Raw genomic sequence first — 26943 nt, 5'->3', positions numbered from 1 at the left:
CACCAGAGAGCCGGGGGTTCTCCTACCTGGGGAGGAGAACCCCATTCCGCCCGGGGCAGGATCCGCGATCTCGCCTGGCGCAACAGCATGGATGGCATGACCTCACACTCCTCCCCCAGCCCGCAGCCCACCCCGAACCTCGGCCCAAGCGCGTCACAGTTCTCGTGCCGCGGGCTGGTCATGAGCTTCCGCGGCCAGCAGGTTCTTCGCGGAGTGTCGCTGCGGACAACCCCGGGGCGGGTGTACGCCCTGCTCGGGCGCAACGGCGCCGGAAAGTCCACCACTTTGAAGATCATGCTCGGGTTGGTGAAACCGGACGCCGGCCAGGTCGACGTTCTCGGTCAGGGGGCGGCTCGGGCGGCGTTGGCCGACGTGGGCGCCTCCATCGACGGGCCGGCGCTCTACCAGCACCTGTCCGCCCGGCAGAACCTCATGGTCCACGCCCGACTGATGGGGGTGCCGGGTTCGCGTGTCGACGACGTTCTGGCTCTGGTCGGGCTCTCGAGTAGTGACCGCAAACCCGCCGCGAAGTTCTCAACCGGGATGAAGGCCCGGCTCGCGTTGGCGATCGCGTTGCTCACCGACCCGGCGGTGCTCGTGCTCGACGAACCACAGAACGGCCTGGACCCTGAGGGCATCATCGAATTGCGTCGGCTGATCCGCGACCTCGCCGAGCAGGGCCGCACCGTCCTCATCAGCAGCCACCAGCTCGGTGAGGTACGCCACCTGGCCGACGACATCGGCATTCTGTCCCAAGGCCGCCTCGTCTACCAGGGGCCGCTGGCCGATCTGGCCCCGGATGGGGATTTGGAGGCCGCCTACCTGCGCGCCACCCACCAGCTCGACGGACACCTTGACGGGCAGGGCGCAGCATGAATGCCACGAACGTCTCTGAGCACACCCTGATCGGCACGCCGCAGCCCGGATTCGCAGCTGCGCTGCGCGCCGAACTCCTCCGTTCCCGGCGCAGTTCCACGCTGCGGATCCCGATGTTGGGCCTGCTGATCGCCATCCTGCAGGGCCTGGGCTGGTGGGTCGTGGCAACCCAGGAGCTGAGCTCATGGCACCAGTTGTACTTCTGGACGGTCATCTACGCCACCGCCATGCAAGGCCCACTGATCGGGCTCGTCGTCGGCCTGCACATCGGCCGCGAGTCCCGCGCCCGCGAAGGCGGGACTCTATGGCGTCCGGTCTCGCCGCGAACCATCTCCCTGGCCCGCGCCGCGGTGTTGTACCTGGCAGTGCTCTTCTTCGACCTGGCGATCACCGTGCCCATGTTGGGCTTCGGCCTGGCTGCCGGTCTGCCAGAGCCGCCGCTGGGAATGGCACTGCAGACCGGTTTCCTCTTGTGGGCAGCCAGCGGGCTGTGGATCGCGCTGGCGATCCTCCTCTCCCGACTGACCTCCATGGGCTTCGCACTCGGCGCGGGGCTGGTGTGGCAGCTGGCGGGCACGCTCATGGCCGAGAAAGCCTCCTGGTGGTGGCAGCCGTGGACGTGGATGGTGCGCCCGATGCTCCCGGTCTTGGGAGTGCACGCCAACGGGGTCGCGCTGGAAGCGGGCTCGCCGGTGTGGGAGTACCCGGTCTGGCCGCTGGCGTTCGCGAATCTGGCGCTGGGGCTGATAGTCGTGGCAGCCACTGCGACCTGGGGGCCGGTCAGGCTGCGCCTGTGGCGCCACGGCGCCGCAAACCCGGCCCCGACGGCGGCCAATCCTGCCGTGCGCACCGAAGGCTCGTGGCATACCGGGCGGCCACACCGGGTGCTGGCCATGTCCGGCTCGCTTCGGCGTACCCCGATCGATGCCCTGACGATCACGGCCGCAGCGCTGCTGGTGGCGGTCGCGCTGCTGTGGGAGGGCCAGGGCGTCATGGCGTTCACCGGCGGCGTGCTGCTGCCGTTCGGCACCTGCCTGCTGGCATGCTTGGTCTGGAACGCTCAACAGCCCGCGCTGCGCGCCCTGGCCGTCCGTACCCGCACATCGGTTGTGGCGGGGGCCCTGGCCGTGGATGTGCTGGCCCGGCTGGCTGCCATGTGGCTGTGGTGCGCCGCTCTGCTCCTGTTCACCGGCTCCTGGTCGACGCTGTTCCTAGTGGCGTTGGCGGCCTGCGCGGTGACGCTGAGCACCCTCAACCTGTGGCTGGCGGCCAGATTCGGTACCGGCACGGCTATCGCGACCACGATCCTGGGCACCGCGATGGGCCTGGTGTTCGCCGCTCCCCAAATCGTCGAGGTGACCTGGGTGGCCACCGGCTACGTCTTCCCCCTGGTCAGCACCGACCCGTTCCGGGTCCTCCTCGGCATCCTCGCCTCGAGCCTGGTCACCGCGAGCGCCGGGGCGCTCTGGCTGCGGGCGCTCAGCCGAGCCGCCGGGCAGTGACGAACTCAGCCCACGCACCGGGCGCAAGACACCACGAACGGGACCGCCCGGCTCTGTGAGAGCTAGCCGATTAATGCCGTCGGCCCCGGGCCGGGGACGTCCCGTCGAAGGTTTGACGCTGACCGGCGCCAGCAAGCAGCGGGCGGGTGAGCCAGCCCACCTTTCTCCGAATGACCATAGGAGTTAGGGTTGGCACACCTAATAGCTACGCCCGTAAGGAATTGCTGATGAGCCTCGAACCGAATGCGCCTGTCAGCGCTTGCGTCGTGCAGATCGGGACGCCGTGATCGTGGGAGCCACGTCAGCCACCTCCACGAATGGTGGACCGGAGCGCCGGCGCGAACGCGGCAGCGCGCGAGTCGCATCTCGTCCCGGATCGGCGGTGACACCGGCCGGCGCAGCCCAGCCCGGTCTCCCGCTCCCACCGAGCGGCCGGGGGACCCCGCTGTGAGGGGACCTCAGAGACCGGTCATCGACGTGCACGATGTCTGCTTCCGCTATCAGGGCGGCGAGTACGGCCTGGACGAGGTGAGCTTCACCGCGGATGCCGGCACCGTGAGCCTGCTGTGCGGGCCGAGCGGTTCGGGCAAAACCACGGCCCTGCGACTGCTGAACGGACTGGTCCCCCACTTCCACGAGGGACGCATCACCGGATCCGTCACCGTCGCCGGAGTCGATGTGCCTTCCCGTCCGTTGCACGAGGCCGGCCTCACCAGCGCGACGGTCTTTCAGAACCCCCGCACCCAGTTCTTCACCGACGAAGTCGGCTCCGAGCTGGCCTTCGGAAACGAGAACCTGGGGGTTGCCCGGGCCGAGACGCTGCGGCGCCTCCAGCATGCTGCAGCCGTCACCAACACCACTGCGCTGCTTGATCGCCGACTGTCCCAGTTGTCAGGAGGGCAGATCCAACGGGTCGCCTGCGCCGCGGCTATTGCCGCCACCACCCCGGTGTTGTTGTTCGACGAACCCTCCTCGAATCTGTCCAGTGACACCATCGGGCAGTTGCGCGAGATCCTCGCGCAGCAGAAAGCCGCGGGCCGCACCATCGTGGTCGCCGAACACCGGCTGTACTACCTGCGCGAGCTTGTCGACCAGGTCTTCTACTTCGACCGCGGACGCTTGCGGTACCGCTTCGAGGGCGCGGAGTTCTTCGCCCTGAGCGAGCAGACGCGCTGCGACCTCGGGCTGCGCCGCCTGACTCCCCCATCCGGTCGACGACCTGCTCCCCCCGTCCCCCCCCGCGAACCAGGCGCGTGGCCTCGAGCTGGAGCAGATTCGCTTCTCGTATCGAGACCGGAAGATCCTCGACATCGAGTCCGCTTACTTCCCCAGCGGCACCATCACCGCCATCACCGGCCCCAACGGATGCGGCAAGACCACCCTGGCTAGGATCCTGTGCGGACTCGCGACGCCGCAACGCGGCGGGACGATCCGACTTGATGGCCGGGTGCTGAGCGAGGCGGCACGCACCCGCGAGAGCTACGTCGTCATGCAAGACGTCGGCCGTCAACTCTTCTCAGAGTCCGTGCTCGACGAGGTCACGCTGGGTTTAGACGCCAAGGACCGCGCCGAGGTCGACGTCGCCGCGCTGCTGGCCGGGGTGCAACTGACCGGCATGGAGCAGCGCCATCCCCAGTCACTGTCGGGCGGTCAGCGACAGCGCCTCGTCATCGCCTCCGCCATGGCCCAACCCTCTCGCGTGACCATCTTCGACGAGCCCACCTCTGGCGTGGGCCGTGCCCACCTGCAGGCCATCGCCGGGCAGATGCGAGCGCTCGCCGAAGCGGGCCACGTCGTCATCGTCATCACCCATGACGAAGAACTCATCGACTCCTGCGCGGATGCAGCCCTCCATCTACCAGACATCAACCACGCTCGAGAGGACAGCGAAACCAGATGACCGATACCCCGACCCCGGACGCCGCCGCCGACAAGAGGGCCCGCGCCAAGGACGCCCTCAAGTGGATACTTGCCCCCATTCGCGGGCGCATTCTGCTGGCCCAGATCCTGGCCGGACTCTCCGGAGCCCTGGCCGTCGCTCCCTATGTCGCGCTGGTGCGACTCGGCGAAGTGCTGCTGCGTGCCCACGCCGAGAATGCGACACCCGACGCCGAGCAGGTCCACACCATCAGCATGTGGCTGATCGGCACCTTCCTCACCCAGCTGTCCCTGTACTTCCTGGCCCTGGCGGTCACCCACTTCGCCGACCTCAAGCTCGGCCGGGTGATCCGCGAGCGCGTCATCGACCGGCTCGCGCACGCACCCCTGGCCTGGTTCACCGACACCAACTCCGGGCGGGTTCGCAAGGCCGTCCAGGACGATGTGAAGACCCTGCACACCCTCGTCGCCCACGCCCCCGTCGAGTCGACCGCGGCGGCAATCATCCCGCTGGCGCTGGTCGTCTACGCCTTCACCGTCGACTGGCGGTTGGGCCTGCTCAGCGTCGCGACCCTGCCCGTCTATGCCGGTATCCAGGCCTTCGGCATGCGCGACATGGGCACCAAGACCGCACAGATGGACAGCCATCTGGGAAACGTCTCAGCCACCGCAGTCGAGTTCGCTGACGGCATCGCCGTGGTCAAGGCGTTCGGTCGCGTCGGAGAGGCACACCGTCGCTTCAGCGACGCCGCCCGCACCTTCTCCGATTTCTACTCCGCCTGGGTCACGCCCCTCTTGCGCATCAGCGCCTTCGGCGATGCGACGGTCAGCGTCCCGGTGCTCGTGCTCATCAACATGGCGGGCGGGGCGGCGCTGGTGCGCGCGGGCGTGGTGACGCCGGCCGATGCGCTGACCACCACCCTGATCGCGCTGGTGGTGCCGGCCTCGATCCTGACGATCGGCCGGACCGCCTGGTCCTACCAGCTCGCCGGCAACGCTGCGCTTCGCGTCGATGAGGTCCTGAACGGACCGACCCTTGCCGAACCGACCGAGACGGCCACCCCCGAAGGAACCCGGATCGAACTCAAGGACGTCTCCTTCTCCTACGGTCACACGCGTGCCCTCGACGGGGTAGACCTCACCCTCGAGCCCGGCTCAGTGACCGCTCTGGTCGGCCCCTCGGGGTCGGGCAAGTCCACGCTGGCCACGATGACCGCCCGATTCCAGGATCCCCAGTCCGGATCGATCCTGCTCGGCGGCGTCGACCTGCGCCAGCTGCCGTCTGAGGAGCTGTACCGCACCGTCTCCTTCGTGCTGCAGGATCCGCAGCTGCCACGGCTGAGCATCCGGGAGAACATCCGACTGGCGCGTCCGGATGCAAGCGACGAACAGGTGATGCAGGCAGCAGCCGACGCCCAGATCACCGCCGACATCGCCCAGCTTCCCGAGGGGCTGGACACGATCGTGGGCGATGGGTCGAACCTGTCCGGCGGTCAGCGACAGCGCATCGCGATCGCCCGGGCGCTGCTGGCTGATGCGCCGGTCCTCGTCCTGGACGAGGCCACCGCTGCCACCGACGCCGACTGCGAGGCCGAGATCCAAGAGGCGCTCAACCGACTCGTCAAGGGCCGGACGGTGCTGGTCATCGGCCACCGTCCCGAGTCAGTTCTCGGGGCCGACCGGGTGGTGCGTCTCGATCTGGGGCGTGTCACCGGCGACCTCCAGGGTGAACAGGTCACGGCCGAGGCCGTGCACGCCCTGATGACCGCCACCGCCCTCACCCCCAGCAACTGAAAGGCACCGGACAATGAGTGATTCCACCTCCACCGCCGCAGTCATCAGGGACCCCCTCATGCTGCGATCGATCCGATCACTGCTGGGGACCAAAGCCCGCAACCAGGTGACGACGCTCACCACCCTCAACCTCGTCATCGGCGCCATGGACGGCTTCGCGATGCTGGTCCTGCTGCCACTGTCCACCTCGTTGACCACACACCAGCGGGAATGGGGATTGACCACCTCCGGATGGCTGCTCACCCTGGCAGCGTTCGCCCTCGTCGGCGCCGTGCTGCGCTACGCCGCTGCGATGAACGGCTACGGGGTCGCCCTCGGCATCATCCGCGCCGGTCATGTGGCCATCGGCGACGCGCTCGCCTCCCTCCCGCTGGGCTGGTTCCGATCCTCCCGGACCGGCAGTTTGTCCCGGCTCGTCTCCGACGGCTTCATATCGATCGGGGAGATGGTGGCGCACCTGGTCAGTCAGGTCCAGATGCTCTCGGCCACTCTCATCGTCATCGTCGTCGGCTCGTGGGTGTGGAATCCCACCCTGGGGCTCACGCTGACCCTCATCGCGCCCATCGCCGTCGTGGTCATGGTGATCGCGCAGTCGATCCGGCGTTCCGCCTCCGAAAGCGTGGTTCCCTCCACGGTCGAGCTGTCTCAGCGCATCGTTGAGTTCTCCGCCTGCCAGCCCGCGCTGCGCGCCGCGGGGCGAGCCGAGGACTTTGAACCGTTGGTGGCTGCCGGGCGCGAGAACGACCGTGCCCGAGGCCGGGAACTGTGGATCAGCATCATCCCGCAGGTGCTCAACGGCATCGTCATGCAGGCGATGGCTGTCACGGTCATCCTGATCACCGCAGGTCTGGCTACCAGAGGCGCCCTCGGGCCGTTGGAGGCCATCGCGCTGATCGGTCTCACCCTGCGCTACGCCCACCTTCTGAACGACCTCGGGGGGTTGTTCATCAGCATGGACCTGGCCCGTTCACCGATGGACGAGATCATGGCCATCCTCGAGGCACCCAAGCTCCCCGAGCCCTGCACCAAGGCCCCGCTGCCTTCACCCGGGCGGGTCGAGCTGGACGGGGTGACCTTCGGCTACGCCGCGGATCGCCCCGTGGTGAAGGACGTCACCTTCAGCGCCGAGCCGGGCATGATGCTGGCCCTGGTCGGCCCGTCGGGCTCAGGCAAGACAACCATCGCCCGATTGATCGCCCGGTTCTGGGACGTCGACGCCGGGGCGGTTCGGGTGGGCGGTACCGACGTTCGCAAACAGAGCACCGAACAGTTGATGGCCCAGCTGTCCATGGTCTTCCAGGACGTCTACCTTTTCGACGACACCCTTATGGAGAACATTCGCATCGGCCGGGAGAACGCCAGCGACGAGGAGGTCCACGCGGTGGCGGACCTGGCCGGGGTCACTTCCATCGCCGAGCGGCTGCCCGATGGCTGGCAGACCCGTGTCGGTGAGGGCGGGCGTTCCCTGTCCGGTGGCGAGCGTCAGCGGGTGTCGGTGGCTCGCGCGCTTCTCAAGCAAGCACCCATCGTCCTGCTCGACGAGGCCACCAGCGCTCTGGACGCCGAGAACGAGGACAACATCGTCGCCAGCGTCGCTGCCTTGCGTGAGCACGCCACCGTGCTGGTCATCGCGCACAAGCTCGATACCGTTCGCGCCGCCGACCAGATCCTCGTCCTGGACGAGGACGGCCGGGTCGCCGAACGCGGCACCCACGACGAATTGTTCTGCGCAGATGGGGCTTACCGGCGCTTCTGGGAGCGACGCGAGGCTGCCCGTGGGTGGCAGATCGCCAGCTGAGGGTGCGTGGCCCCCCTAGGATGAACGCCATGTCGCCCTCCCTGCCCGGCCGCCGCAAGACCGGCCCGAAGCCGACCTTCTCACTAGCGGACGTAGTGGCGGCCGCCGTCAAGATCGGTCTGGACCGGATGACACTGGCTGCGGTCGCCCAAGAGCTAGGGGTGGCCGCGCCCAGTCTCTACCGGGTGGTCTCCTCCCGCGAGGATTTGCTGGACCGCTGCATGGCCCGGGCGGCACAGGATCTGGTTCTGCCCGACCCGGGTCTGCCCTGGCAGCAGCAGTTGCGCGACTATGCCAACGCCTGTTGGGACCTACACAGCCGGTATCCCGGTCTCACCACTGCTCTCATTCAGGTGCCGGGGGCTCATGCCCACATTCAGGATTACCTCGACAAGCTCATTGCGGGATTACGCCAGGTCGACATACCCGCCAACGACGAGCGCATACACTTCACGATCGATTTCATCGCCGACACCGTCCTGATCACCCATCTGTTCGTGCAGACCATGCGCAGCCAAACCGCAGCGGGCGACCCAGCTCTGCAGGTGGCCAGAGAACGATTGGCGGCCCAGCGCCCCGACGGCGACGTGCACTTTCCCGCCGAGGAGTGCTGGTTGGACCGAGGCTTCCTGGACGAAAAGATCGACTTCATCATCGCCGGGATCGAAGCGGGACACTGAGGCGATGAAGGTTGGCGGCTGCCCAGGTTCGGCGACAGCATCGCCGAGCCTGGGCCAAGAGGGTTTCCACCCCGCCGCGGATCCAGCCGATGCCAGCGCAGGCAGTGCCGCATGGTTGCGCTGCACACACCGCTATACGGCCTAGAAACGGCGCTCCGGCTCGCGCTCGGTCAGTTACCCCGACGGTGTGAGCGTCGATAGCGAGCCGGGGACTCTCCCATGTGTCGCGCGAAGGCCGTGCTGAAGGCCGAAACCGTACTGTAGCCACACTTGCGGGAAGCCACCGAGACTTCGGTGCCCTCCACCAGTAGCCGCGCGGCACGCTCCATCCGCACCGCTGTGCGCCATTGGGAGAACACCATGCCGGTCTCCCCCTGGAACAGCCTGCTCAACGTGCGGGACGAAATGTGCTCCGAGGCTGCCCAGGCCTCTCTTGATCGAGGATCGCCCGGATCGCGCAACACCTGTTCAGCCACCCGCCTGGCCCTGGGATCCCGCGGCAGGCGGGGCACTCCAGACACGCCGGCCACACTGGCCACCTCGGTTGCCAACTCCCGCTGAGTGCGACGGATATCCAGCGGTCGTAGCGCTTGCGGCTGCAACAGCGAACGCGCCAGGCTCTCCAGCCGGGACGTCCTGCGAACCAGACAGGGGCGACTCGGCGTGTGGGCCACCTGCTCCGGCGGAATCCACAGCGGCATCACCAGAGATTCCACGCTAGAGCGCACACGGTGGGGATGGGCGGCGGGAATCCACACCGCGTGGACGCGGTCAGCTACCAGCTCACCATCCTCCACAGCGAAAACCGCACTCCCTGCTAAGGCAATGGCGAGTTCATCGCCGCGGTGACGCAGCACGATGTCGCAAACGGGCACAAGGATGTCCTTTTCCCGAAACTACTGGAAGGAAGCAGAGCCTAACCTAAACCTCTGGCCCCGGACGGGGCCATCCCCAGATGATCGCCTGCCAGAAAGACACCATGACGAAGTCCTTACGCAGTTTCCTCGCTCTGCTGACGTGCGTTCTGGTCCTGTTCGCATCGGCCTGTTCCTCGGGCAAGACCGAGCCCGCCGCCCCCGCGCCCTCCAGCGCGGGCGCCTGGCCACGCACCATCACCGGCGCCAAGGGCGAGACAACGCTGGAGAAACAACCCACCCGCATCGTCTCCACCTCCGTCGTCCTGACCGGTTCGCTGCTGGCCATCGACGCACCCGTGATCGGCACCGGGGCAGCCAAGCCGAACGACCGCGGACTGGACAACCAGGGGCTGTTCGCCCACTGGTCCCCCATCGCCAAGGAGCACGGGGTGAAGGTGCTCTACAACAACCAGGAGGTGGACCTGGAAGCCGTTGCCTCAGCAGACCCGGATCTGATCCTGGTCGCGGCCACCGGCGGAGACTCCGCAATGGATGCCTACGACCAGCTCACCAAGCTGGCCCCCGTGGTGGTTATCGACTACAACAAGATCGGCTGGGAAGAGGTCACCAAGCAGCTGGGTACGATCACCGGGCTGGAGGAGAACGCCTCCAAGGTCTTGGAGGATTACTCCACGAAGATCTCGGAGTTGAAGGCCTCCATGCAGGCCCCCTCCGATCCGGTCCAAATGATCGTCCACATGGGTGAGAAGGGCGCGGCCTTCGCAAAGCCCGGTGGCCCCCACGACAAGGTGATCAGCGAACTCGGGTTCAAGCTGGACACGACGGACCTCACCAAGGCCAACAAGGGGCAGGGCGCTGGCCAGGACCGCGGCGATTTCGTCTTCCTCTCCCAGGAGAATGCCGTGGCTGCCTTGACGGCCAAGGACGTATTGATCGTCGGTGGTGACGACAAGATCGTCGACCGCCTCAAGAGCGACCCGGCCTACGGAACTATCCCCGCCGCCAGAAGCGGAAAGCTGGTGCCGCTGGGCGTCGCCTCCTACAAGCTCGACTACTACAGCGCACTGGACATGGCCGAGCACCTGGCGGCTGCCTACAAGAAGTGAGGCATCTGCTCCTCGGTGCAGTGTTGGGGCTCGTCATCCTCGTTCTGGGGATGACGAGCCTCTTCCTCGGATCGCACGGCACCCATCCCGGCGAGGTGATCGCCTCCCTCAACCACTTCGATCCGCAGAACTCCACCCACGTCATCGTCTGGCGACTGCGGTTGCCTCGATTCGCAACGGCGGTGGTGGCCGGACTCGGGCTGGGGGCGGCCACCGCCGTCATCCAGAGCATGACCCGCAACCCCCTGGCCGAGCCCGGTCTGCTGGGTATCAACTCCGGGGCAGCCCTCTTCGTCACCCTGGGGCTGGTCTTCTGGCAGGCAGATTCGGCTGCCGCCATGATGGTGATGGCCATGCTCGGAGCCGCGGCGGCCGGGGCAGTGGTCCTCATGGTGGGGGGCGCTTTCTCAGGCACGGCGGATCCGATCCGGCTCGTGCTGGCCGGTGCCGCGTTCTCGGCTGTCATCGCTGCCTTCACCATCATGCTGCTGCTGAACTACCCCTCGGTCTTCGTCGCTTTCCGCTATTGGGACGCCGGCGGCGTCGCGCCCAGGCCGTGGCCGCTCATCCTGCTGGGCGCAGCCATGGTGGGGTTGGGAGCCTTGGTGGCCGCTGCGGCTGCCCGGTCCTTGGACGCCCTCGCGTTGGGTCAGGACCTCGGCAAAGCCATGGGCGCCTCAACCCGCCGGGCCTGGGGGCTGGGTTCGGTGTCGGTGGTGATCCTGTGCGGGTCGGCCACCGCGCTGGTGGGCCCGATCGGTTTCCTCGGCTTGGCCGCTGCCGTGGCCAGCCGTCGACTGTGTCGTGGCGGGCTGATGACGGTGGCCCCCATAGCCGCCCTATTCGCCAGCGCCGTGCTGTTGGCCGCCGACCTGATCGGGCGCAGGCTGGCGTCACCGGCGGAGATGCAGGCCGGTCTGGTGTGCGGTTTGCTGGGCGCGCCGGTATTCGTGGCGATCGCCCGACGCTCCCGGGTGGTGACGGCATGACCTCCAACCAGTCGGTCGAGAACCTACTCAGCTTCAAGGTGCTGCGGTTCGGGGACAGAAGCGTGGTGTTCCATCCGCGCGCCGTTGTCGTCAGCGTACTGCTGTTGGCAGCCCTGCTGGGAACAGCATTCCTGGGCCTGCACACCGGTTCCTCATCCTTGAGCACCTCCGAGGTGCTCACCGGGCTGAGCGGCGGGGAGAAGGCAACCATCGTTCAACAGATGCGGCTGCCCCGAGTGCTGTGCGGTGCAGTGGTCGGAGCGAGTTTGGGGATGGCGGGTTCGGTCTTCCAATCGCTGACCCGCAACGTGTTGGGTTCCCCCGACATCATCGGGGTCACCTCCGGGGCTGCGATGGGCGCGGTGACGGCCATCGTCCTGTTCCGGCTCGACGCCTGGGCCGTTGCCCTGGCCGCCCTGGCCGGATGCCTGGGAGCCTCAGCCCTGACCTGGGCCATCAGTCATCTCGGGGTGCACAGCCCCGGCCAACGCCTCGTCCTGGTCGGCATCGGCGTGGGCGCGTTCTGTCAGTCCGTCACAGCCGTCATCCTGACTCAAGGCAATCCCGCCACCACCATCATGGGACAGAGCTGGTTGGCCGGGACGCTGAATGCCCGGACCTGGCCGGACCTGCTGCCGGCCACCATCGGAATCGTTCTTACGCTCCCGGTCCTGATCGGGTGCGCCCGTCACCTCAACACCTTGGAGGCCGGCGAAGACATGGCCCTGCAACTCGGGGTGGCCGTCCCCCGACTGCGCAGCGTGACCGTGACCGCCGGCGTGGTCCTGTGCGCCCTGGCCGTCTGCTCCGTCGGGCCGATCGCTTTCATCGCGCTCGCATCGCCCCACATCGCCCGCAGCCTGACCCGCAGCGGCACGGTCCCCATCGTGCCCGCTGCCCTGACGGGGTCCACCACGCTGCTGGCAGCCGACATCCTCGGCCAGAGCCTGCCGGAGAACCTGCGGATGCCCGTCGGCCTGGCGAGCAGCCTGCTGGGTGGGGCGTACATGTTGTTCATCCTGACCAGGAGAAGCCGATGACGACCCCCGAACTATCCGCCGAGTCGCTCTGCGTGGGGTACGAAAAGCGCTGCGTGATCGACGGATTCGACCTCGAGGTCGCCAGCGGCGAATTCACCGCCATCATCGGCCCGAATGCCTGCGGCAAGTCCACCCTGCTGAAGGCGCTGGCCCGGTTGCTGCCGGCCAGCGCAGGCCGGGTTGTTCTCGACGGACGACCCATCCACGACCACAAGACCGTCGAGGTGGCCAAGGTCCTGGGCCTGCTGCCCCAGCACACCACGGTGGCTGAGGGGATCCGCGTTGCCGACCTGGTCTCCCGAGGCCGTTTCGCCCACCAGCGCTTCCTGCGTCGCTGGAACGAGAAGGACACCCTCGCCGTCGAGGAGGCCATGCGAGACGCCAAGGTGAGCGACCTGGCCACGCGCGTGGTCGACGAGCTCTCCGGGGGGCAACGCCAACGTGTCTGGCTGGCAACCGTCCTGGCACAGCAAACGCCCCTGCTGCTGCTGGATGAGCCCACGACCTACCTGGACATCAACCACCAACTCGAGGTGATGGAACTGTGCTCTCAGCTGAACCGCCGCGGTCGCACCGTGGTGACGGTCTTGCACGACCTGAACCATGCCGCTCGTTTCGCCACGCACGTCGTGGCCATGCGTGAGGGACGCCTCGTCGCTCAAGGGCCGCCAGCAGAGGTTCTCACCCCCGATCTGCTGGCCGAGGTCTTCGCCATCGAGGCCCAAGTGCTCACCGATCCCGTCACCGGCGGGCCGCTGGTGGTGGCGATCCGCCCCCTGCCCAAGAAGGAGAACCTGTGATGGAGCGACTTCTGCCGACCCTGTGCTCCTCGCACGGGGCGCCGCCGGCCGCCGACCCTGGGTGGTGGCAGGAACTCGAGAACGCCGGACCCGAACAGGTCATGCGCTGGTGGGATCAGGGCGTGCAAACCCCGGTGACCGGCGAGCCGTTCTGGTTCGACGGCCAACAAGTCTGTGAGGTGACGTTCGTTGTCGAGCAGGCGGACCCGCGCACGGAGGTCATGGTGCACCTCAACGGCCTCACCGACCGCCACCGGGAGGACATCACGCCAGCCCTCATGCATCCGGTTCCGGGCACTCCCCTGCGCCGGCTCAGCTACCTGCTCAGCGCCGATGGCAGCTACGGATATCGCCTGGTGTCCGACTCACCCATCGACCGTCATGCCGGCCGCAGCAGGCCGGGATGGTTGGCGATCCACCAAGCAGGCCAGCCCGATCCCGGTAATCCGCGCCGTCTACCGCACGCCCGCGGCGGGACCTCCAGCATCTGGTCGGGCCCCCTGGCCGTGTCGACGCCCGGGTGGGATGAGCGCGACGGCGTAGCCGAAACAGGCTGGCTGGACCTGGAGGTAGTACACACCGACGGTCTGCATAGAAGGCTGTGGCTGCACCGACCAGACTCCGCGGAGAAGACCACCGACACCCTGCTGGTGGTCCACGACGGCGCCATGTGGCGCAGGCTCGGTCTTCGGCGGGCACTGGCCGCCAACGGGTTCGGGCACGTGCCGGTGGTGCTGATCGACAGCATCAGCCTCGACCAACGGGCGGCCGATCTACCGGTCCCCGAGCGGATCGGCACGATCACCGCAGACGTCCTGAACGCGGTGGCCGACCGGCTCGGCCACCGGCCGAACCCGGCGCACACGCTCATCGCCGGGCAGTCCTTCGGAGGGCTAGCGGCGGCAGCGACGCTGGCCCGCTACTCGCACCTGGCCCGGTCGGCCATCGTCCAGTCAGGCTCCTTCTGGTGGCATCCCGAGGGCGGAGAACGTCTTGTGGACCAGCAGGCGGGTGATCTGAGCGGAGCTCGCGTGGTGTTGCAGGCCGGTACCGATGAGCCGAACATGATCGCCTTGGCCGAGGAGGCTGCCGCGTGGTTGGGCACTCACGGAGCCACCACGTCCGTGACGCCCTGGCGCGGAGGCCACGATTACGCGTGGTGGCGCCACGGACTCATCCAGGGGCTGCGGGAGCTGCTGGGCTGAGTCGCCCGTGGGCCCCTCGCAGGTCGCGCGAGGAGGCTCCGGAGCCGTGACCGCGCCGCCGCAGCACTGCCGTTGCAGCCAGGACACCACCTGTTCTCACTGTTCTTTCCTCGGCGCGGCCTCGGGTCCGGTCCTGCCCAGTCGCGCTTCGTCGATGTCGCTGCCCGCCCCTTCACCAGCTATCGCCGTCGGTCTTGCCCAGCCGATGACTGCAGCGGGTTATCGGAGGGGGGTCGTGCTGTGCCGTTTCGACGCCCACGCGCGGCTACCGGCGGGCCCTTGACCTCAGAGGGCTGTGACTGGTTCAGCTACCTTCGCCACGGTCTGCAACTTGGGATTTGTGTAAGCGAACGCCACAACGAGAACCAGCAGAACTACGCAGACCACGAGAGGGAGCGTGGGGTGTAGGCCGTATAGAGCTGTCGAGCCGATCGGTGCCACGGCAAACGCCGCACCGTTATTGGAGTTGATCAGCCCCGCAAGACTTCCTTGTTCTTGCCGCGACAGCTCCATCGTCGGCCCCGCGTTGTAACCCGGCATGGCCAAACCGGTTCCCAGACCGAATAGCGAAATGGCAACACCGAACAGGACGAACGAGTGGCTGGGAATGAACAGCACCATCGCCACTGCAGCGATCAGCAGTCCGCGTCGCAGCAACTGCACCGAGTTCCATCCCAACTTGGGCGCGAATACCGCCTGGGCGGCGATCAACATGACCGACATCATCACCATGTACAGCGCGGTGACCCCGGCGGTCCCCTCCGGGGACAACGCGAATCGATCTTGCAGGATGAAGCCAGTCAGAGTCGCCAGCGAAGAGAAGACGATGTACATCAACAAGCCTGAGATGAGGAACGGGAAGGCCCGTGGATCGCGGTAAGACACTGTCAACGGCTGCTCGTCTACACGCAGCGAGCCCTCTGATGTGAACCGGACCGCGAGCACCACGATGCCGATCAGCATCAGGAACGGCATCACGATCAGCGGAAGCATCAACCCACCTATCGCGGCCAACGCCCCACCGATAAAGGCACCGAGAATGCTGGACAAGCCGGTGACGGCGCCGATCCCTCCGACCGCCTTGACGCGCTGGGCTTCGGTATCGGTGTGGGTCACCAGATGCGTCTGAACGGTCGGGGAGACGGCGGAGATTGCGGAGCCATAGACAAGACCGCGGGCCACCATGAAACCAATGACCATCGAGGAGCCCACCCAGATCCCGTTCATTCCCAGGTAGGCGATGCACACGACGCCGAACAGCGCCGTCATGGCAATACCCATCGCTGTCACCAATGTCCGCTTCGCACCGTGACGCTGGGACGCTTTCCCCCAATAAGGACTAGTGAGGGCCAACATCACTGCCGCTATCGAGATGGTGGCACCCATATGCCATTCCTTCATCCCCATCTCCCGGGACAGCGGCGCAATGAGCGGATTGAGAAGCATCTGCCCCATGAAGGCCAGCATCAAGGTGGCGTACAAGACGGGCGCCTGCGCCCCGGGTGGTAGACGGACCTGGCCGATGCCCTCGGAAGCACCCATAACGACCCCTCTCTAGAACACCGATCTACTGGCACAGCCGATACTAGATCGGCGTTCTACTAGTGTCAACGCTGCTAGCGTGGCCTGGTGAGTACGAGCAGGGGCTCAACGGGCAAGCGCGCGGGCCTCAGTCGGGGGGCCATCGTGGCCAAGGCCGTTGAGCTGTCCGAACGGCAAGGCATCGACGGGTGGTCGATGCGTCAGCTGGCGGGAGAACTCGATGTGGTGGGTTCCGTGCTCTACCACTACTTCTCGTCTAAGGACGAGGTGTGTGACGCCGTGGTAGACACCGTCATGCGTGACATCGTGATGCCGGACCCCACCCTGGAGTGGAAGGAGTGGTTCACGGCGGTCCTGCAGGCCGCGCGGCCGGTCCTCATCAAGTACCACGGTGTGACGGAGCGACTCAAGACGGGGCGATTCACCGAGATCGCGCTTCCCGCCCTTGACCTCGCCATGGAGAAACTGCACCGGGCCGGCTTTGGAACCCTTTCCCCCCTGGCCTACTCGATGATCGTGAACGTCGCGATCAACACCATCAGTGCTCGCAACATGCGGGCCTTGGATCGTCCTGGACCCCATCACGATATTCGCGAGATGATGAGCCGCCTCGATCCGATGGCCCAAAGATCCCCCGGCCTTCGCCTCATGACACACGGTCTCTTCGAGCATTTTCTGGACCCTGAAGAGGGAGAGGCCGTGAGTCAGACCTACTACGACTTGATCCTCGCCTCCGTTCTCGACGGGATCGAGAACGTCGTTCTTCCCCTAGCCGACAAAGCCTCCGATGAGTACGCCTGTTGTCAGGAACAGCTCGAAGGTCCGGACACTCCCCCGTTCTCCGGCTGAGTCCACCAGCGCCTGCAACCAGGTGCACGCACTCGTGAATGTCAAAGACCAACGTTGACGCCGAGGTATTTCCAACCCAGCGGGTCTGACGGCGCGAGTCGCGATGCGGCCGCTCGTCCGACGGCGGCACCCGCGCGGGCTGGTGTCCCTGGTCCAGTCCCGCGGGCCCACCCTCGCCGGTGAACGGGACACGGAGCTGACAACGGCTCCCCTGCCCCCACCCGAGCAGATCGGCCACGCCTGTCTGCCCAGCCACGGGAACGAGCCGCAACCCCACAGCAGGCCCACCCGCAGCCCCGGAACACGACGAAGCCCTGGTGGGAGCCAAGCTCCCACCAGGGCTTTTCTGTCGGGATGACAGGATTTGAACCTGCGACCCCTTGACCCCCAGTCAAGTGCGCTACCAAGCTGCGCCACATCCCGTTGTGCAGTTGTCCGGTCAGCCGACTGAGCCCTTGGTTGCGAGTGCTCAGCCTCAGGGGCGATCAAGCTCCATCTGCCTCCCGGTTACCCCGCCGACGTTACCGTGCCGGGGCGAATGAGAGATTACCGCACGAGCACCGCGGACACCCAATCGGGGCCCGAACCGGTGCGGCTCAGGCCCCTTCGAGGGTCAGCGGCCCCGGCGACGCTTCTCCCGCACCCGGACCGAGATCTCGATCGGGGAACCCGCGAAGCCGAACTCCTCGCGGAGCCGACGCTCGATGAAGCGGCGATAACCAGCCTCGAGGAATCCGCTGGCGAACAGCACGAATCGAGGCGGGCGGGTGCTGGCTTGGGTGCCGAAGAGGATTCTGGGCTGCTTAGCGCCCCGCACCGGGTGCGGGTGGGAAGCCACGATCTGGCCGAGGAAGCTGTTCAGACGCCCGGTGGGCACCCGGGAGTCCCACGACTCCAGCGCCAGCTCCAACGCAGGAACAAGCTTGTCGGTGTGGCGCCCGGTACGCGCCGAGATATTTGCCCGAGGGGCCCAGGCCACCTGCCCGAGTTCCTTCTCGATCTCGCGCTCCAGGTAGTAGCGGCGCTCCTCATCCAGGGTGTCCCACTTGTTGAACGCGATCACCAGCGCTCGTCCAGCGTCCACCACCTGCTGCACCACTCGGACGTCCTGCTCAGTGATCGACTCGTGGGCATCGATGAGCACGACACCCACCTCAGCCTTCTCCAGAGCGGTCGTGGTGCGCAGCGAGGCGTAGAAATCGGCGCCGCGCGACTGGTGGACGCGGCGTCGAATACCTGCGGTGTCCACGAAGCGCCACTGTTTGCCGCCCAACTCGATGAGCTCGTCCACCGGGTCGCGGGTGGTGCCGGCGACATCATCGACGACCACTCGCTCTTCACCGGCCAGCTGGTTGAGCAAGCTGGATTTGCCGACATTCGGCCGCCCGATGAGCGCGACCCGACGCGGACCGCCCCGAGCGTAAGCCCCGACCGCCGACTTGTCCGGAAGCACCTCGAGCAGGGCATCCAGCACATCGCCGCTGCCGCGCCCGTGCAGTGCCGACACCGGCCATGGCTGCCCCAGGCCCAAAGACCACAACATGGCCGCGTCGGCCTCGGTACGGTTGTCATCGACCTTGTTCGCCACCAGCACGACCGGTTTGCCGCTGCGTCGCAGCAACTTCACCACCGCCTCGTCGGTGTCGGTCGCCCCGACCGTGGCATCGACGATGAACATCACGGCGTCAGCCAGCTCTACCGCGACCTCGGCCTGTTCGGCGACGCGCAGGTGGATCCCTGAGGCGTCGACCTCCCAGCCGCCGGTGTCGACCAGGGTGAACTGCTTACCGGACCATTCGGCGTCGTAGGCCACCCGGTCGCGGGTGACGCCGGGCACGTCCTCCACGACTGCTTCGCGGCGTCCCAGGATCCGGTTGACCAGGGTCGACTTGCCGACGTTCGGACGGCCGACGACAGCCACCACCGGACGGGCTTCTTCCTCTTCGTCTTCGTCGAGGATGAGGTCGCGTCCCTCGATCAGGGCGCGGTCCTCCTCTTCGAGCTCGAACTCCTCCAGTCCTGCCAGGAGGGTGTTCTCCATCGCGTTCTCGGCTGCTGCCTCAACGGGCGCAGCGGGCTCCTCGTGCGGGGTGTCGATAGGCGCGAGATCGTCCGACTCTGGCTCGTGTGGGGTGGGCATCAGGTCATTCTCCCTCATCCGAGCCGGTGCTCGGCGCACGCTCGGTGTGATCGGTCGGGCTGTCGGGGGCAATCGGCCCACTACGGGAGGCGATCAAGGCCAGCACAGCATCGACGGTGGCGGCGAAATCCAGGTGCGAGGTGTCCAGGAGAGACACCCCGTCGGCAGGGGCCAAGAACTGCGCCACAGCCGAATCGTCGCGGTCCCTGCGCACCACCTCGTCGCGGGTGGCTTCGATGGAGGCTGTCGCCGCGTTGCCGTGGACATCTTTGGCGCGCCGGGCGAGCCGGGCCTCTTCGCTGGCGCTCAGCAACAGCCGAACCTGGGCGTCGGGGGCGACCACCGTGGTCAGGTCACGGCCCTCAGCCACGATGCCCGGCCCCTCGGCGGCGGCCGCGCGAATGTGCTCGCGTTGCAGCTCGATGAGCACCGCTCGGGTGGGCAGGTGTCGCGCAACCCGTGACACCTGTCCGGAAATACCGGAATCACGCACCGCCGCGGTGACGTCGTCCTCGCCGACGTGCACCATCGGGGCGCCCGGGTCGGTCCCCATTCGCAGCGGGAAAGTTCTCGCGGCAGCGCTCACAGCCGCCTCATCATCCAAATCGATCCCGTTGCGCAGACACCACCAGGTCAACGCCCGATACATCGCCCCGGTGTCGAGGTAGGCAAGCCCCAACGTGGCCGCCACCTGGCGCGACACGCTGGATTTCCCCGACCCTGAGGGCCCATCGATCGCTACCACCAGCCCGTTGCCGCGGCCGTGGATTGAGTTGCTGCCTGAAGATGAGGAAGACACCACGCTGGGAGCCTATCGGGGGCGAGCGCATCGCACCTGTCATCGGCGAACGCGAGAGTTCGCGGTTGAGGTCAAGGCGACCCCTGCCCGGTCGATGAGGGAAGCGATACCGCTCCGGCCACTGCCATCAGCCAGCCGTATCGCCCTGCCCGTCGATCTGAGGACCCGCCATGCCCCCGTCGTCCGACCTGCCCACGCCCACTCCCGCGCAGGCGTGGCGGCTGCTCGCCTCCGGCAACACTCGCTTCGTGAGCGACCGTCCCCGCCACCCGCACAACAGCATGTGGCGTCGTAGCGAACTGCGCACCGCCCAGCACCCCTTCGCCACCATCTTCGGATGCTCAGACTCGCGTGTTCCGCCCGAGATCATCTTCGACCGCGGCCTGGGGGATCTGTTCACGGTGCGCACTGCCGGGCATGTGCTCGACGGCGCGGCCCTGGGGACACTGGAGTACGGGGTCTCCCAGTGCGGCACCCCCCTGCTGGCCGTCATCGGGCATGAGGAATGCGGCGCCGTCGCTGCCACCCTCAAGGCGGTATCCACCGGCAACATCCCGACGGGTCACATCGGCACCCTCGTGGAGGCGATCGCGCCCAGCGTGGCTTCGTGCGCCGACGCCGGCGTGACCTGCTTCGGTGAAGTCATGGAAGAGAACATTCGCTTCACCCTGCGCCAGCTGCTGGCGGAATCGCCTGTGGTCGCGGACGCGGTGGAAGCGGGAACGCTCGGCGTCGTCGGACTGTCCTACCTGTTACAGGACGGCCGGGTGCGGATGGTCGACTGGTTGGGTGACCTGGGTCCGGACCCGGCTGCTCAACTGCGCCAGGAAGCCTCGCCTGAAGCGGCCATCATGGCCCAGCAGGCGGCCGCCGCGGCCGTGGAACGCGCCGCGGTGCTCGTCACGGAGCCGGTGAGCTGAGCCCCGCCAGGTGGGCTGCCTGCGCCTAACGCACCTACTCCGAAAGGGTCCAGCCGCGTGCGCTCAGGCCCGCCCGCAGCGGGTCGGCGTCGGCGGGGCGAACCAGCAGCTCCACCACGCCCATCAGCCGTCCCATCGCGTGATCGATATGCAGGTCCTCGAGGTTGATCCCCTCTTGGCCCATGTCGGTGAACAGCCGACCGAGCTGGCCAGGTTCGTCCGGTACCAGCACCGTCACGGTGGCGTACGTCGTCGGGGGGGCGCCGTGCTTGCCGGGGATACGCGCCTGACCGGCGTTGCCCTCGGCGATGAGCCGGGCCAGCACGGAGCGCGCGCCGGGAGCATCGCTATCCGGGTCCTCACCGAGGGCACTGAGTGCCTCCAGCACCGTGTCGAGGTCCTCTCGGAGGTGGCGCAGGATCTGCGCGACTGCTGCGGCGTTGCCGACGAGGATCTGGGTCCACAGCGTGGGGTCGCTGGCTGCGATGCGGGTGACATCGCGAACCCCTTGGCCGGACAAGCCGATCGCCTCGGTCGGTAGGTCGCGCAACTGGCTGGCCACCAAGCTCGCAGCCACCTGCGGCACATGGGAGACCGCAGCTACCGCCGCATCGTGTTCGCGGGCGGGCATGGTTGCTGCGACCGCTCCGACGGCGCGCACCAACTCGGTCACCAGTTCGCGGGCCCGCGCTGAGGTGCTCTCATGTGGCACCAGCACCCACGGCCGACCGCTGAACAGGTCGGCGCGCCCGGCCACGGCACCGCTGCGCTCTCGCCCGGCCATCGGGTGCGAGCCGATGTAGCGGGACAGGTCAGCCCCACTGGCGCGGAGTTCCTTCAGGATCGCCGACTTCACCGAGGCGACGTCGCTGACCACAGCGTTCGGGTGCGCGGTCAGTTCGGCCGCCACCACCTGCGCCACGACATCCGGCGGGCAGGCCACCAGCACCAGATCCACGTCCGGTTCCACCTGTTCGGCCAGCCGGCCGGCGCCGAGGTCACGCGCCAGTGTGCACGCCGTCGGCGAAGGGTCAGCCAAGCTCACATCGACGTCGCTGCCGCGCAGCGCCAACCCGAGGCTGGTACCGATCAGGCCGGTGCCGACGATGCGCAGCCGACGCAGACCGCTCATCTCACAGCTCCGCCGCCGCGTACAGCAGCTCGACCTCGCGACTGTTGAGAGGACGCATCCGCCCGGGTTTGGTCTCGCCCAGCATGACCGGTCCGACCTGCACGCGGGTCAGCGTCAGCACGGGGTGCCCGACCGCCTCGAGAAGTCGGCGGACGACGTGTTTACGCCCCTCATGCAGCACGACCTCGACGATGGCCTTACCTGGTGCCGAGTCCAACAGTTTGAACGAATCCACCGCCACGGTGCCGTCTTCGAGTTCCACCCCGGCACGTAGCGTCTTGCCGACGTCACGACCGACCGGTCCCGGCACGCTGGCGATGTACACCTTCGGCACCCCGTACTTGGGGTGTTGCAGTCGGTTGGCCAGCTCGCCATCGTTGGTCAGCAGCAGCAGACCGTCGGTGTCGGCATCAAGCCGGCCCACGTGGAAAAGCCGTTCGCTGCGCTGCCCGACGATGTCGGACAGGCAGGGGCGTCCCAGCTCGTCGTCCATGGTGGAAACCACCCCCAGCGGCTTGTTCAGGGCGAAGTACACCCGCGAGGCGTCGAGCTGGACCCGGACGCCGTCAACATGCACGACCTGGCGGGAGGGGTCGATGCGGACCCCCAGTTCACGCACCACATGGCCATCCACCTCGACGCGGCCCTGGGTGATCAGCACCTCACAGGCCCGCCGGCTGCCGACTCCGGCGGAGGCCAGCAGCTTCTGCAACCGCACCCCGTCCGGGTCGTGGGCGTCGTAGTTGTCTGACTGTTGCGGCTGCTTGCGCGCCTGCGCCTTGGCAGGTGGACGCATTCGGGTGCTGCGGGCCGGACCACCGGGGGCTGGCGGACGCCCTTGGCGGCGACCTGCTCCCCCGGCCCCGGATCCTTGGCGCGGGCGGGAAGGTCGTTCGTTCATGCCCCGGTCCTTTCGATGTCTTCGAGTTGGTGTGCATCTGGCAGATACGGCGCCAGCGGTGGCAGTTCCTCTAAAGAGCCGAGGCCCAACCGCACGAGAAAGTCGTCCGTGGTTCCGTAGAGAACCGCGCCATGCTCGCCGTCGGTGCCGCTCTCTTCGATGAGACCGCGGGTGAGCAGGGTGCGGACAACGCCGTCGACGTTGACCCCGCGCACCGCTCCCACGCGAGCTCGGGAGATGGGTTGACGGTAGGCGATGACGGCCAGGGTCTCCAATGCGGCCCGCGACAGCTTGGCGCGGCGACCCTCCAGCAGGAAGCGTTCTACCACCGGGGCGTACTCGTGTCGGGAGTAGACCCGCCAACCGGCTTCGGTGCGCCGCAAGGTGAAACCGCGCTCCTGCCGGTCGTACTCGGCCACCAGGGCGGCGATCTGTTCGCATACCTCCTCGACGGGCAATTCCAGCGCCTCGGCCAGGGCCTGCTCACTCACGGGCTCCTCGATGACCATGAGCACCGCCTCGATGGCGCCGCGCACTCCCCCGGGCAGGTCCGTCAGGATGATCTCTTGCGGGGGCTCGGGCACGGGCCTGGGTTCAGCCCCGGCGTCGGCGGGCTCCTGCAGCGGCGCGGCCGGCGCAGTCGGCTCGACGGGCTGAGTCATGACGTCTTCTCCTGCGTGGGTTTGCGTTCGGGTTCTTCCTCATCGAAGTCTGCCCCGGCCTCGATCGCGCCGGTTTCGGTGCCGGTCCAGCGGACGGTCAGCTCGCCGAGTGCCTCTGGCTGGTCGAAGGCGACGGCGGCTTCGCGAAACAGGTCAAGCAGAGCCAGGAACCGTGCCACCACGACGAGGGTCTCCGCCGCGTCGCTGACGAGCTCGGCAAAGGTCACGGTGCGCGCGGCCCGCAGCCTGGTCACGACGATGCGGGCCTGCTCCCGCACGCTGACCAGAGGTGCGTGCAAGTGCTCCACGTCCACCGAGGGCGGTCGCCGGGTGAGCGCCTCAGCAGCCATCATCGCCAGCCGTTCCGGGGTGACGTTCAGCACCAATTCCGGCAGCAGCGCCAGGTGCTGTGGTTCCAGGCCCGCCTGGCGGGCGCCGGCCCGCCCGTACAGTTCCATCCGCTGCTCGCACCAGGAGGCCACGTCCTTGAAGGCCCGGTACTGCAGCAACCGCGCGAAGAGCAGATCGCGGGCTTCGATGAGCTCCAGGTCCTCTTCGGCGTCGGGGTTGAGGTCGGGCAGCAGCCGGGCCGCCTTCAGGTCCAGCAAGGTGGCCGCCACGAGCAGAAACTCCGAGGTCTGAGACAGGTCCCAGGACTCCTCGGTTTCCTGTTGGGCCCGGATATGGGCGATGAACTCGTCGGTGACCTGGGCCAAAGCGATCTCGGTCAGGTCCAGGCGGTGTTTGGCGATGAGTCCGAGCAGGAGGTCGAACGGCCCGGAGAAGACGTCCAGGTGAACCTCGAAGACCGAATGCCCCGCACGGCGGGTGATGACACCACCGGGGGTGACCCCGGCCCCTGCCGGGGAGTCCGCTGCCGCATCCACTCGCGACGCTGACACCGACCCCTCGGGAAGAGCCTCGGTGCAGACCTGCGTCGCAGGATCTTCCGGTGCGGTGGACGGGTGCTTGCACGCCGAGTCTGCGCTCAGCTCGGCGGCAGCGGGATCGAGCGCAACTGGGGAGCTCTCCGGCGCGGCCGCCGCCTGGCCCTCCCCACCGGCTGAGGAGGCAGCACCGGCGGGCATGGCTGAGGCAAGGCCGGCTTCGACATGCCCCGACGAGGGCGCTGGCACTACCGACTCGTTCAGGCTGCTCCCCCGCGGGCGATGAGCTCGCGGGCGAGCTGGCGGTAGGCCTCAGCGGCACCGTGGGAAGGCGCGTAGGCGGTGATGGGTTCGGCCGCCAGCGTGGCGTCGGGGAACTTCACCGTGCGCGTGATGACGGTGTGGAACACCCGGTCGCCGAAGTGGTCCACGACGCTACGGACGACCTCACGACTGTGCAGGGTGCGCCCGTCGTACATGGTGGCCAGGATGCCGTCGATCTCCAGCCGCGGGTTCAACCGGTCGCAGACCTTGTCGATGGTTTCCACCAGCAAGGCCACACCGCGCATCGCGAAGAACTCGCATTCGAGCGGGATGAGGACCCCGTGCGCTGCGGTGAGCGCGTTCACCGTCAGCAGACCGAGGGAGGGCTGACAGTCGATGAGGATCGCATCGTATTCATCCAGTACCGGTCGCAGCACTCGGGCCAGCACCATCTCGCGGGCCACTTCACCGACGAGTTGAACCTCGGCGGCGGACAGGTCGATGTTGGCCGGCAGCAGGTCCAGGTTCGGGGTTCGGGTGGTACGGATCGCGTCGTGGACGTCGTTGCCGCGCTCGACGAGCAGGTTGTAGATCGTCAGATCGAGATCGTTGGCTCGCACGCCCAGCCCTACCGACAGCGCGCCCTGGGGGTCGAAGTCGACCAGGAGCACCTTGCGTCCCAGCTCAGCCAGCGCCGCACCGAGGTTGATCGTCGTCGTTGTCTTGCCGACGCCACCCTTCTGGTTGCACATCGCGATGACCCGGGCCGGGCCGTGCGAGGTCAGCGGCTCTGGCTGCGGAAAGTTCGGAAGCGGGCGGCCGGTGATGCCCATCTGACCCGCGCCGGCAGCCTCGGTGCCGGGCAGGTGATCGGGACGTCCACCCGCGGCGGCAGCCGACGGCGCCCCGCGACCGGTCCGCGACGTCTCCGAGAGTCCTTCTGCCGCAGCTACTTCCGGCCCCGGCGTCGTTCCCTCGAAGCTCATCGATGAACCTGCCTTCCTGCGCTGGATTCAACGCCGGCCCGGCGCCGAACGCTGCGCACGACCTTATCAGCGCGCCCGGGGGTGAGCTTGGGCATAGACCTCACGGAGGTGTTGAGCACTGACGAGGGTGTAGATCTGTGTCGTCGAGACGCTGGCATGGCCGAGGAGTTCCTGGACCACCCGCACGTCTGCGCCGCCGTCGAGCAGGTGCGTTGCGAATGAATGGCGCAGCGTGTGCGGGCCGATGTCGCCCGCGATCCCGGCGCGCCGGGCAGCAGCGCGAATCACTGCCCAGGCGCTCTGGCGAGACAGCGGCCCACCGCGGGCATGCAGGAACACTTCGGGCGTGCCCGTACCCCGTGCCGCCAGAATGGGCCGCCCCCGCACCAGATAGTCATCTAGCGCGCGCGAGGCATACCGTCCCAGCGGCACGATCCGCTGCTTGTTTCCCTTGCCGAGCAGGCGCACCTGGCCTGATTCCAGGTCGAGGTCATCCACGTCCAGGCCGATCGCTTCGCTGATGCGGGCGCCGGTGCCGTAGAGCAACTCGATCAGCGCCCGATCTCGCAACGGCATCGGGCCCTCTCCGAAGGCGGTCGCGTCGATCAAACGCTCCACCGCGTCGATGGTGATCGCCTTGGGCAGCCGCTGGACGGGTCGTGGCGGGGTGATGTCAGCCGCCGGATCCTGCTCGGTCTCCCCTTCCAGCAGCAAGAAGCGATGGAAGCCGCGGACGGCGATGAGGGCGCGACCCGCCGAGGCGATCGACAACGGGCGGTGCTGTTCGTCGCCCTGGCGCAAAGCCTGGAGGAAGTCGCTGACATGGTTCGAGCGCACATCAGCCAGCCGGTCGATGCCGACCTCGTCCAGGTAGGCCGCGTACCGGGCCAGATCGCGGGTGTAGGACAGGACCGTGTTGTGGGCGATTCCGCGCTCGACCTGCTGCTGACTCAGCCACGCGCGCATCGCCGCACCGATACCGCTGTTTGGCAACTCGCCCATAGTTACTCCTCGCTCAGACCTGGGGAGTCTACGAAGCCGAACGCGCCGGCAGGCGCAGACGTGCGCGGGTCCGCCCGCTCTCATCGAGGCTGCAACACGAACTTGGTCGCGTCGCTGGCTTTTTCGCCGAGTTCTGGCGCGTAGGGCGGCACCGGGCCTCGCAGCGGCGTGTCCCACGACAACCTGGGCGTGCCGCTGCGGCAGCTGACCCCACGACGGGACCCGCGCCCATACCGCGGCTGTCGTCCCTGGTGAAGGTCCACTGGTCGGTGCGAGCACGACCTAGACCCGCGCTGCGCGCACGTCGCTGGTT

24 protein-coding genes and 1 tRNA gene are annotated in these 26943 nt (G+C 67.5%); 14 read left to right on the top strand and 11 right to left on the bottom strand.

Annotation, left to right across the window (positions count from 1 at the left end; genetic code table 11):
* The first annotated feature begins 96 nt into the window (after positions 1-96).
* The 7 genes from G9V96_RS01525 to G9V96_RS01500 all read left to right on the top strand — a co-directional run bounded on the left by G9V96_RS01525 (position 97) and on the right by G9V96_RS01500 (position 8528).
* A complete protein-coding gene (locus G9V96_RS01525) occupies positions 97-876 on the top strand; it encodes an ATP-binding cassette domain-containing protein (protein ID WP_168581451.1) in 780 nt (259 codons plus the stop codon).
* Positions 873-2378 carry an ABC-2 family transporter permease gene (locus G9V96_RS01520; protein WP_168581450.1) on the top strand — a complete coding sequence of 502 codons (1506 nt, stop codon included), beginning with the start codon at positions 873-875 and terminating at the stop codon, positions 2376-2378. The genes G9V96_RS01525 and G9V96_RS01520 overlap by 4 nt, the downstream gene beginning before the upstream one ends.
* Before the next feature lie 447 nt (positions 2379-2825).
* Entirely contained in the window at positions 2826-3767 is a 942-nt protein-coding gene (locus tag G9V96_RS15010; RefSeq protein ID WP_226913372.1) for an ABC transporter ATP-binding protein, read from the top strand.
* Complete coding sequence (locus G9V96_RS15005) at positions 3652-4278, top strand: ATP-binding cassette domain-containing protein (protein WP_226913601.1); 627 nt, start codon at positions 3652-3654, stop codon at positions 4276-4278. Before G9V96_RS15010 ends, G9V96_RS15005 begins: the two co-directional genes overlap by 116 nt.
* Positions 4275-6050, top strand: a complete 1776-nt coding sequence (locus tag G9V96_RS01510; RefSeq protein WP_168581449.1) for an ABC transporter ATP-binding protein — start codon at positions 4275-4277, stop codon at positions 6048-6050. The genes G9V96_RS15005 and G9V96_RS01510 overlap by 4 nt, the downstream gene beginning before the upstream one ends.
* A 13-nt stretch (positions 6051-6063) precedes the next feature.
* Positions 6064-7848: an ABC transporter ATP-binding protein gene (locus tag G9V96_RS01505; protein ID WP_168581448.1), complete on the top strand. Its 1785-nt coding sequence runs from the start codon at positions 6064-6066 to the stop codon at positions 7846-7848.
* Positions 7849-7877: 29 nt separating this feature from the next.
* Positions 7878-8528 (top strand): TetR/AcrR family transcriptional regulator, encoded by a 651-nt coding sequence (locus tag G9V96_RS01500; protein ID WP_168581447.1) that lies wholly within the window; start codon positions 7878-7880, stop codon positions 8526-8528.
* A gap of 170 nt (positions 8529-8698) precedes the next feature.
* Here the strand turns inward: G9V96_RS01500 and G9V96_RS01495 are convergent, their stop codons facing one another.
* A complete protein-coding gene (locus tag G9V96_RS01495) occupies positions 8699-9403 on the bottom strand; it encodes an AraC family transcriptional regulator (RefSeq protein ID WP_168581446.1) in 705 nt (234 codons plus the stop codon).
* A gap of 104 nt (positions 9404-9507) precedes the next feature.
* On the opposite strand from G9V96_RS01495, the gene fepB reads away from it, so the two are divergent.
* The 5 genes from fepB to G9V96_RS01470 are packed head-to-tail and all read left to right on the top strand — an operon-like array spanning position 9508 to position 14546.
* Entirely contained in the window at positions 9508-10512 is a 1005-nt protein-coding gene (fepB, locus tag G9V96_RS01490; RefSeq protein WP_168581445.1) for a Fe2+-enterobactin ABC transporter substrate-binding protein, read from the top strand.
* Entirely contained in the window at positions 10509-11501 is a 993-nt protein-coding gene (locus tag G9V96_RS01485) for a FecCD family ABC transporter permease (protein ID WP_168581444.1), read from the top strand. The genes fepB and G9V96_RS01485 overlap by 4 nt, the downstream gene beginning before the upstream one ends.
* A complete protein-coding gene (locus G9V96_RS01480) occupies positions 11498-12541 on the top strand; it encodes a FecCD family ABC transporter permease (protein ID WP_168581443.1) in 1044 nt (347 codons plus the stop codon). Before G9V96_RS01485 ends, G9V96_RS01480 begins: the two co-directional genes overlap by 4 nt.
* A complete protein-coding gene (locus tag G9V96_RS01475) occupies positions 12538-13341 on the top strand; it encodes an ABC transporter ATP-binding protein (protein WP_168581442.1) in 804 nt (267 codons plus the stop codon). Before G9V96_RS01480 ends, G9V96_RS01475 begins: the two co-directional genes overlap by 4 nt.
* Complete coding sequence (locus G9V96_RS01470) at positions 13341-14546, top strand: enterochelin esterase domain-containing protein (RefSeq protein ID WP_168581441.1); 1206 nt, start codon at positions 13341-13343, stop codon at positions 14544-14546. The genes G9V96_RS01475 and G9V96_RS01470 overlap by 1 nt, the downstream gene beginning before the upstream one ends.
* A gap of 285 nt (positions 14547-14831) precedes the next feature.
* On the opposite strand, the gene G9V96_RS01465 is transcribed toward G9V96_RS01470, so the two are convergent.
* Positions 14832-16088, bottom strand: a complete 1257-nt coding sequence (locus G9V96_RS01465) for an MFS transporter (RefSeq protein WP_168581440.1) — start codon at positions 16086-16088, stop codon at positions 14832-14834.
* Positions 16089-16175: 87 nt separating this feature from the next.
* Here G9V96_RS01465 and G9V96_RS01460 point away from each other — a divergent pair, with 87 nt between their 5' ends.
* Entirely contained in the window at positions 16176-16937 is a 762-nt protein-coding gene (locus G9V96_RS01460) for a TetR/AcrR family transcriptional regulator (protein ID WP_168581439.1), read from the top strand.
* 349 nt (positions 16938-17286) lie between these two features.
* Here G9V96_RS01460 and G9V96_RS01455 read toward each other — a convergent pair.
* The 3 genes from G9V96_RS01455 to cmk all read right to left on the bottom strand — a co-directional run bounded on the left by G9V96_RS01455 (position 17287) and on the right by cmk (position 19876).
* Positions 17287-17360, bottom strand: a tRNA-Pro gene (locus G9V96_RS01455).
* A 190-nt stretch (positions 17361-17550) separates the two neighbouring features.
* Positions 17551-18978, bottom strand: coding sequence for a ribosome biogenesis GTPase Der (gene der, locus G9V96_RS01450; protein ID WP_404861432.1), 1428 nt, complete (start codon positions 18976-18978; stop codon positions 17551-17553).
* A 103-nt stretch (positions 18979-19081) separates the two neighbouring features.
* The gene (cmk, locus tag G9V96_RS01445) at positions 19082-19876 is read right to left on the bottom strand and encodes a (d)CMP kinase (protein WP_168583777.1); all 795 of its coding nucleotides are present in this window, start codon (positions 19874-19876) and stop codon (positions 19082-19084) included.
* 170 nt (positions 19877-20046) lie between these two features.
* Between cmk and G9V96_RS01440 the strand changes: the two genes are divergently transcribed.
* Entirely contained in the window at positions 20047-20796 is a 750-nt protein-coding gene (locus G9V96_RS01440) for a carbonic anhydrase (RefSeq protein WP_168581437.1), read from the top strand.
* A gap of 34 nt (positions 20797-20830) precedes the next feature.
* On the opposite strand, the gene G9V96_RS01435 is transcribed toward G9V96_RS01440, so the two are convergent.
* The 6 genes from G9V96_RS01435 to xerD all read right to left on the bottom strand — a co-directional run bounded on the left by G9V96_RS01435 (position 20831) and on the right by xerD (position 26630).
* Entirely contained in the window at positions 20831-21928 is a 1098-nt protein-coding gene (locus tag G9V96_RS01435) for a prephenate dehydrogenase (protein WP_168581436.1), read from the bottom strand.
* A gap of 1 nt (position 21929) precedes the next feature.
* Entirely contained in the window at positions 21930-22829 is a 900-nt protein-coding gene (locus G9V96_RS01430) for a pseudouridine synthase (RefSeq protein WP_168581435.1), read from the bottom strand.
* Complete coding sequence (scpB, locus tag G9V96_RS01425) at positions 22826-23491, bottom strand: SMC-Scp complex subunit ScpB (RefSeq protein WP_168581434.1); 666 nt, start codon at positions 23489-23491, stop codon at positions 22826-22828. The genes G9V96_RS01430 and scpB overlap by 4 nt, the downstream gene beginning before the upstream one ends.
* Positions 23488-24627, bottom strand: a complete 1140-nt coding sequence (locus G9V96_RS01420) for a segregation and condensation protein A (RefSeq protein ID WP_319643820.1) — start codon at positions 24625-24627, stop codon at positions 23488-23490. The genes scpB and G9V96_RS01420 overlap by 4 nt, the downstream gene beginning before the upstream one ends.
* A gap of 11 nt (positions 24628-24638) precedes the next feature.
* Entirely contained in the window at positions 24639-25475 is an 837-nt protein-coding gene (locus G9V96_RS01415; protein WP_210424487.1) for a ParA family protein, read from the bottom strand.
* Positions 25476-25694: 219 nt separating this feature from the next.
* Positions 25695-26630 (bottom strand): site-specific tyrosine recombinase XerD, encoded by a 936-nt coding sequence (xerD, locus tag G9V96_RS01410; RefSeq protein ID WP_226913370.1) that lies wholly within the window; start codon positions 26628-26630, stop codon positions 25695-25697.
* Positions 26631-26943 lie beyond the last annotated feature (313 nt).

The organism is Gephyromycinifex aptenodytis (assembly GCF_012277275.1).
In the GTDB taxonomy this organism is placed as follows: Bacteria; Actinomycetota; Actinomycetes; order Actinomycetales; family Dermatophilaceae; genus Gephyromycinifex; species Gephyromycinifex aptenodytis.
Note: the sequence above shows the minus strand (reverse complement) of the source record. Positions and strands in the feature narration are given on the sequence as shown.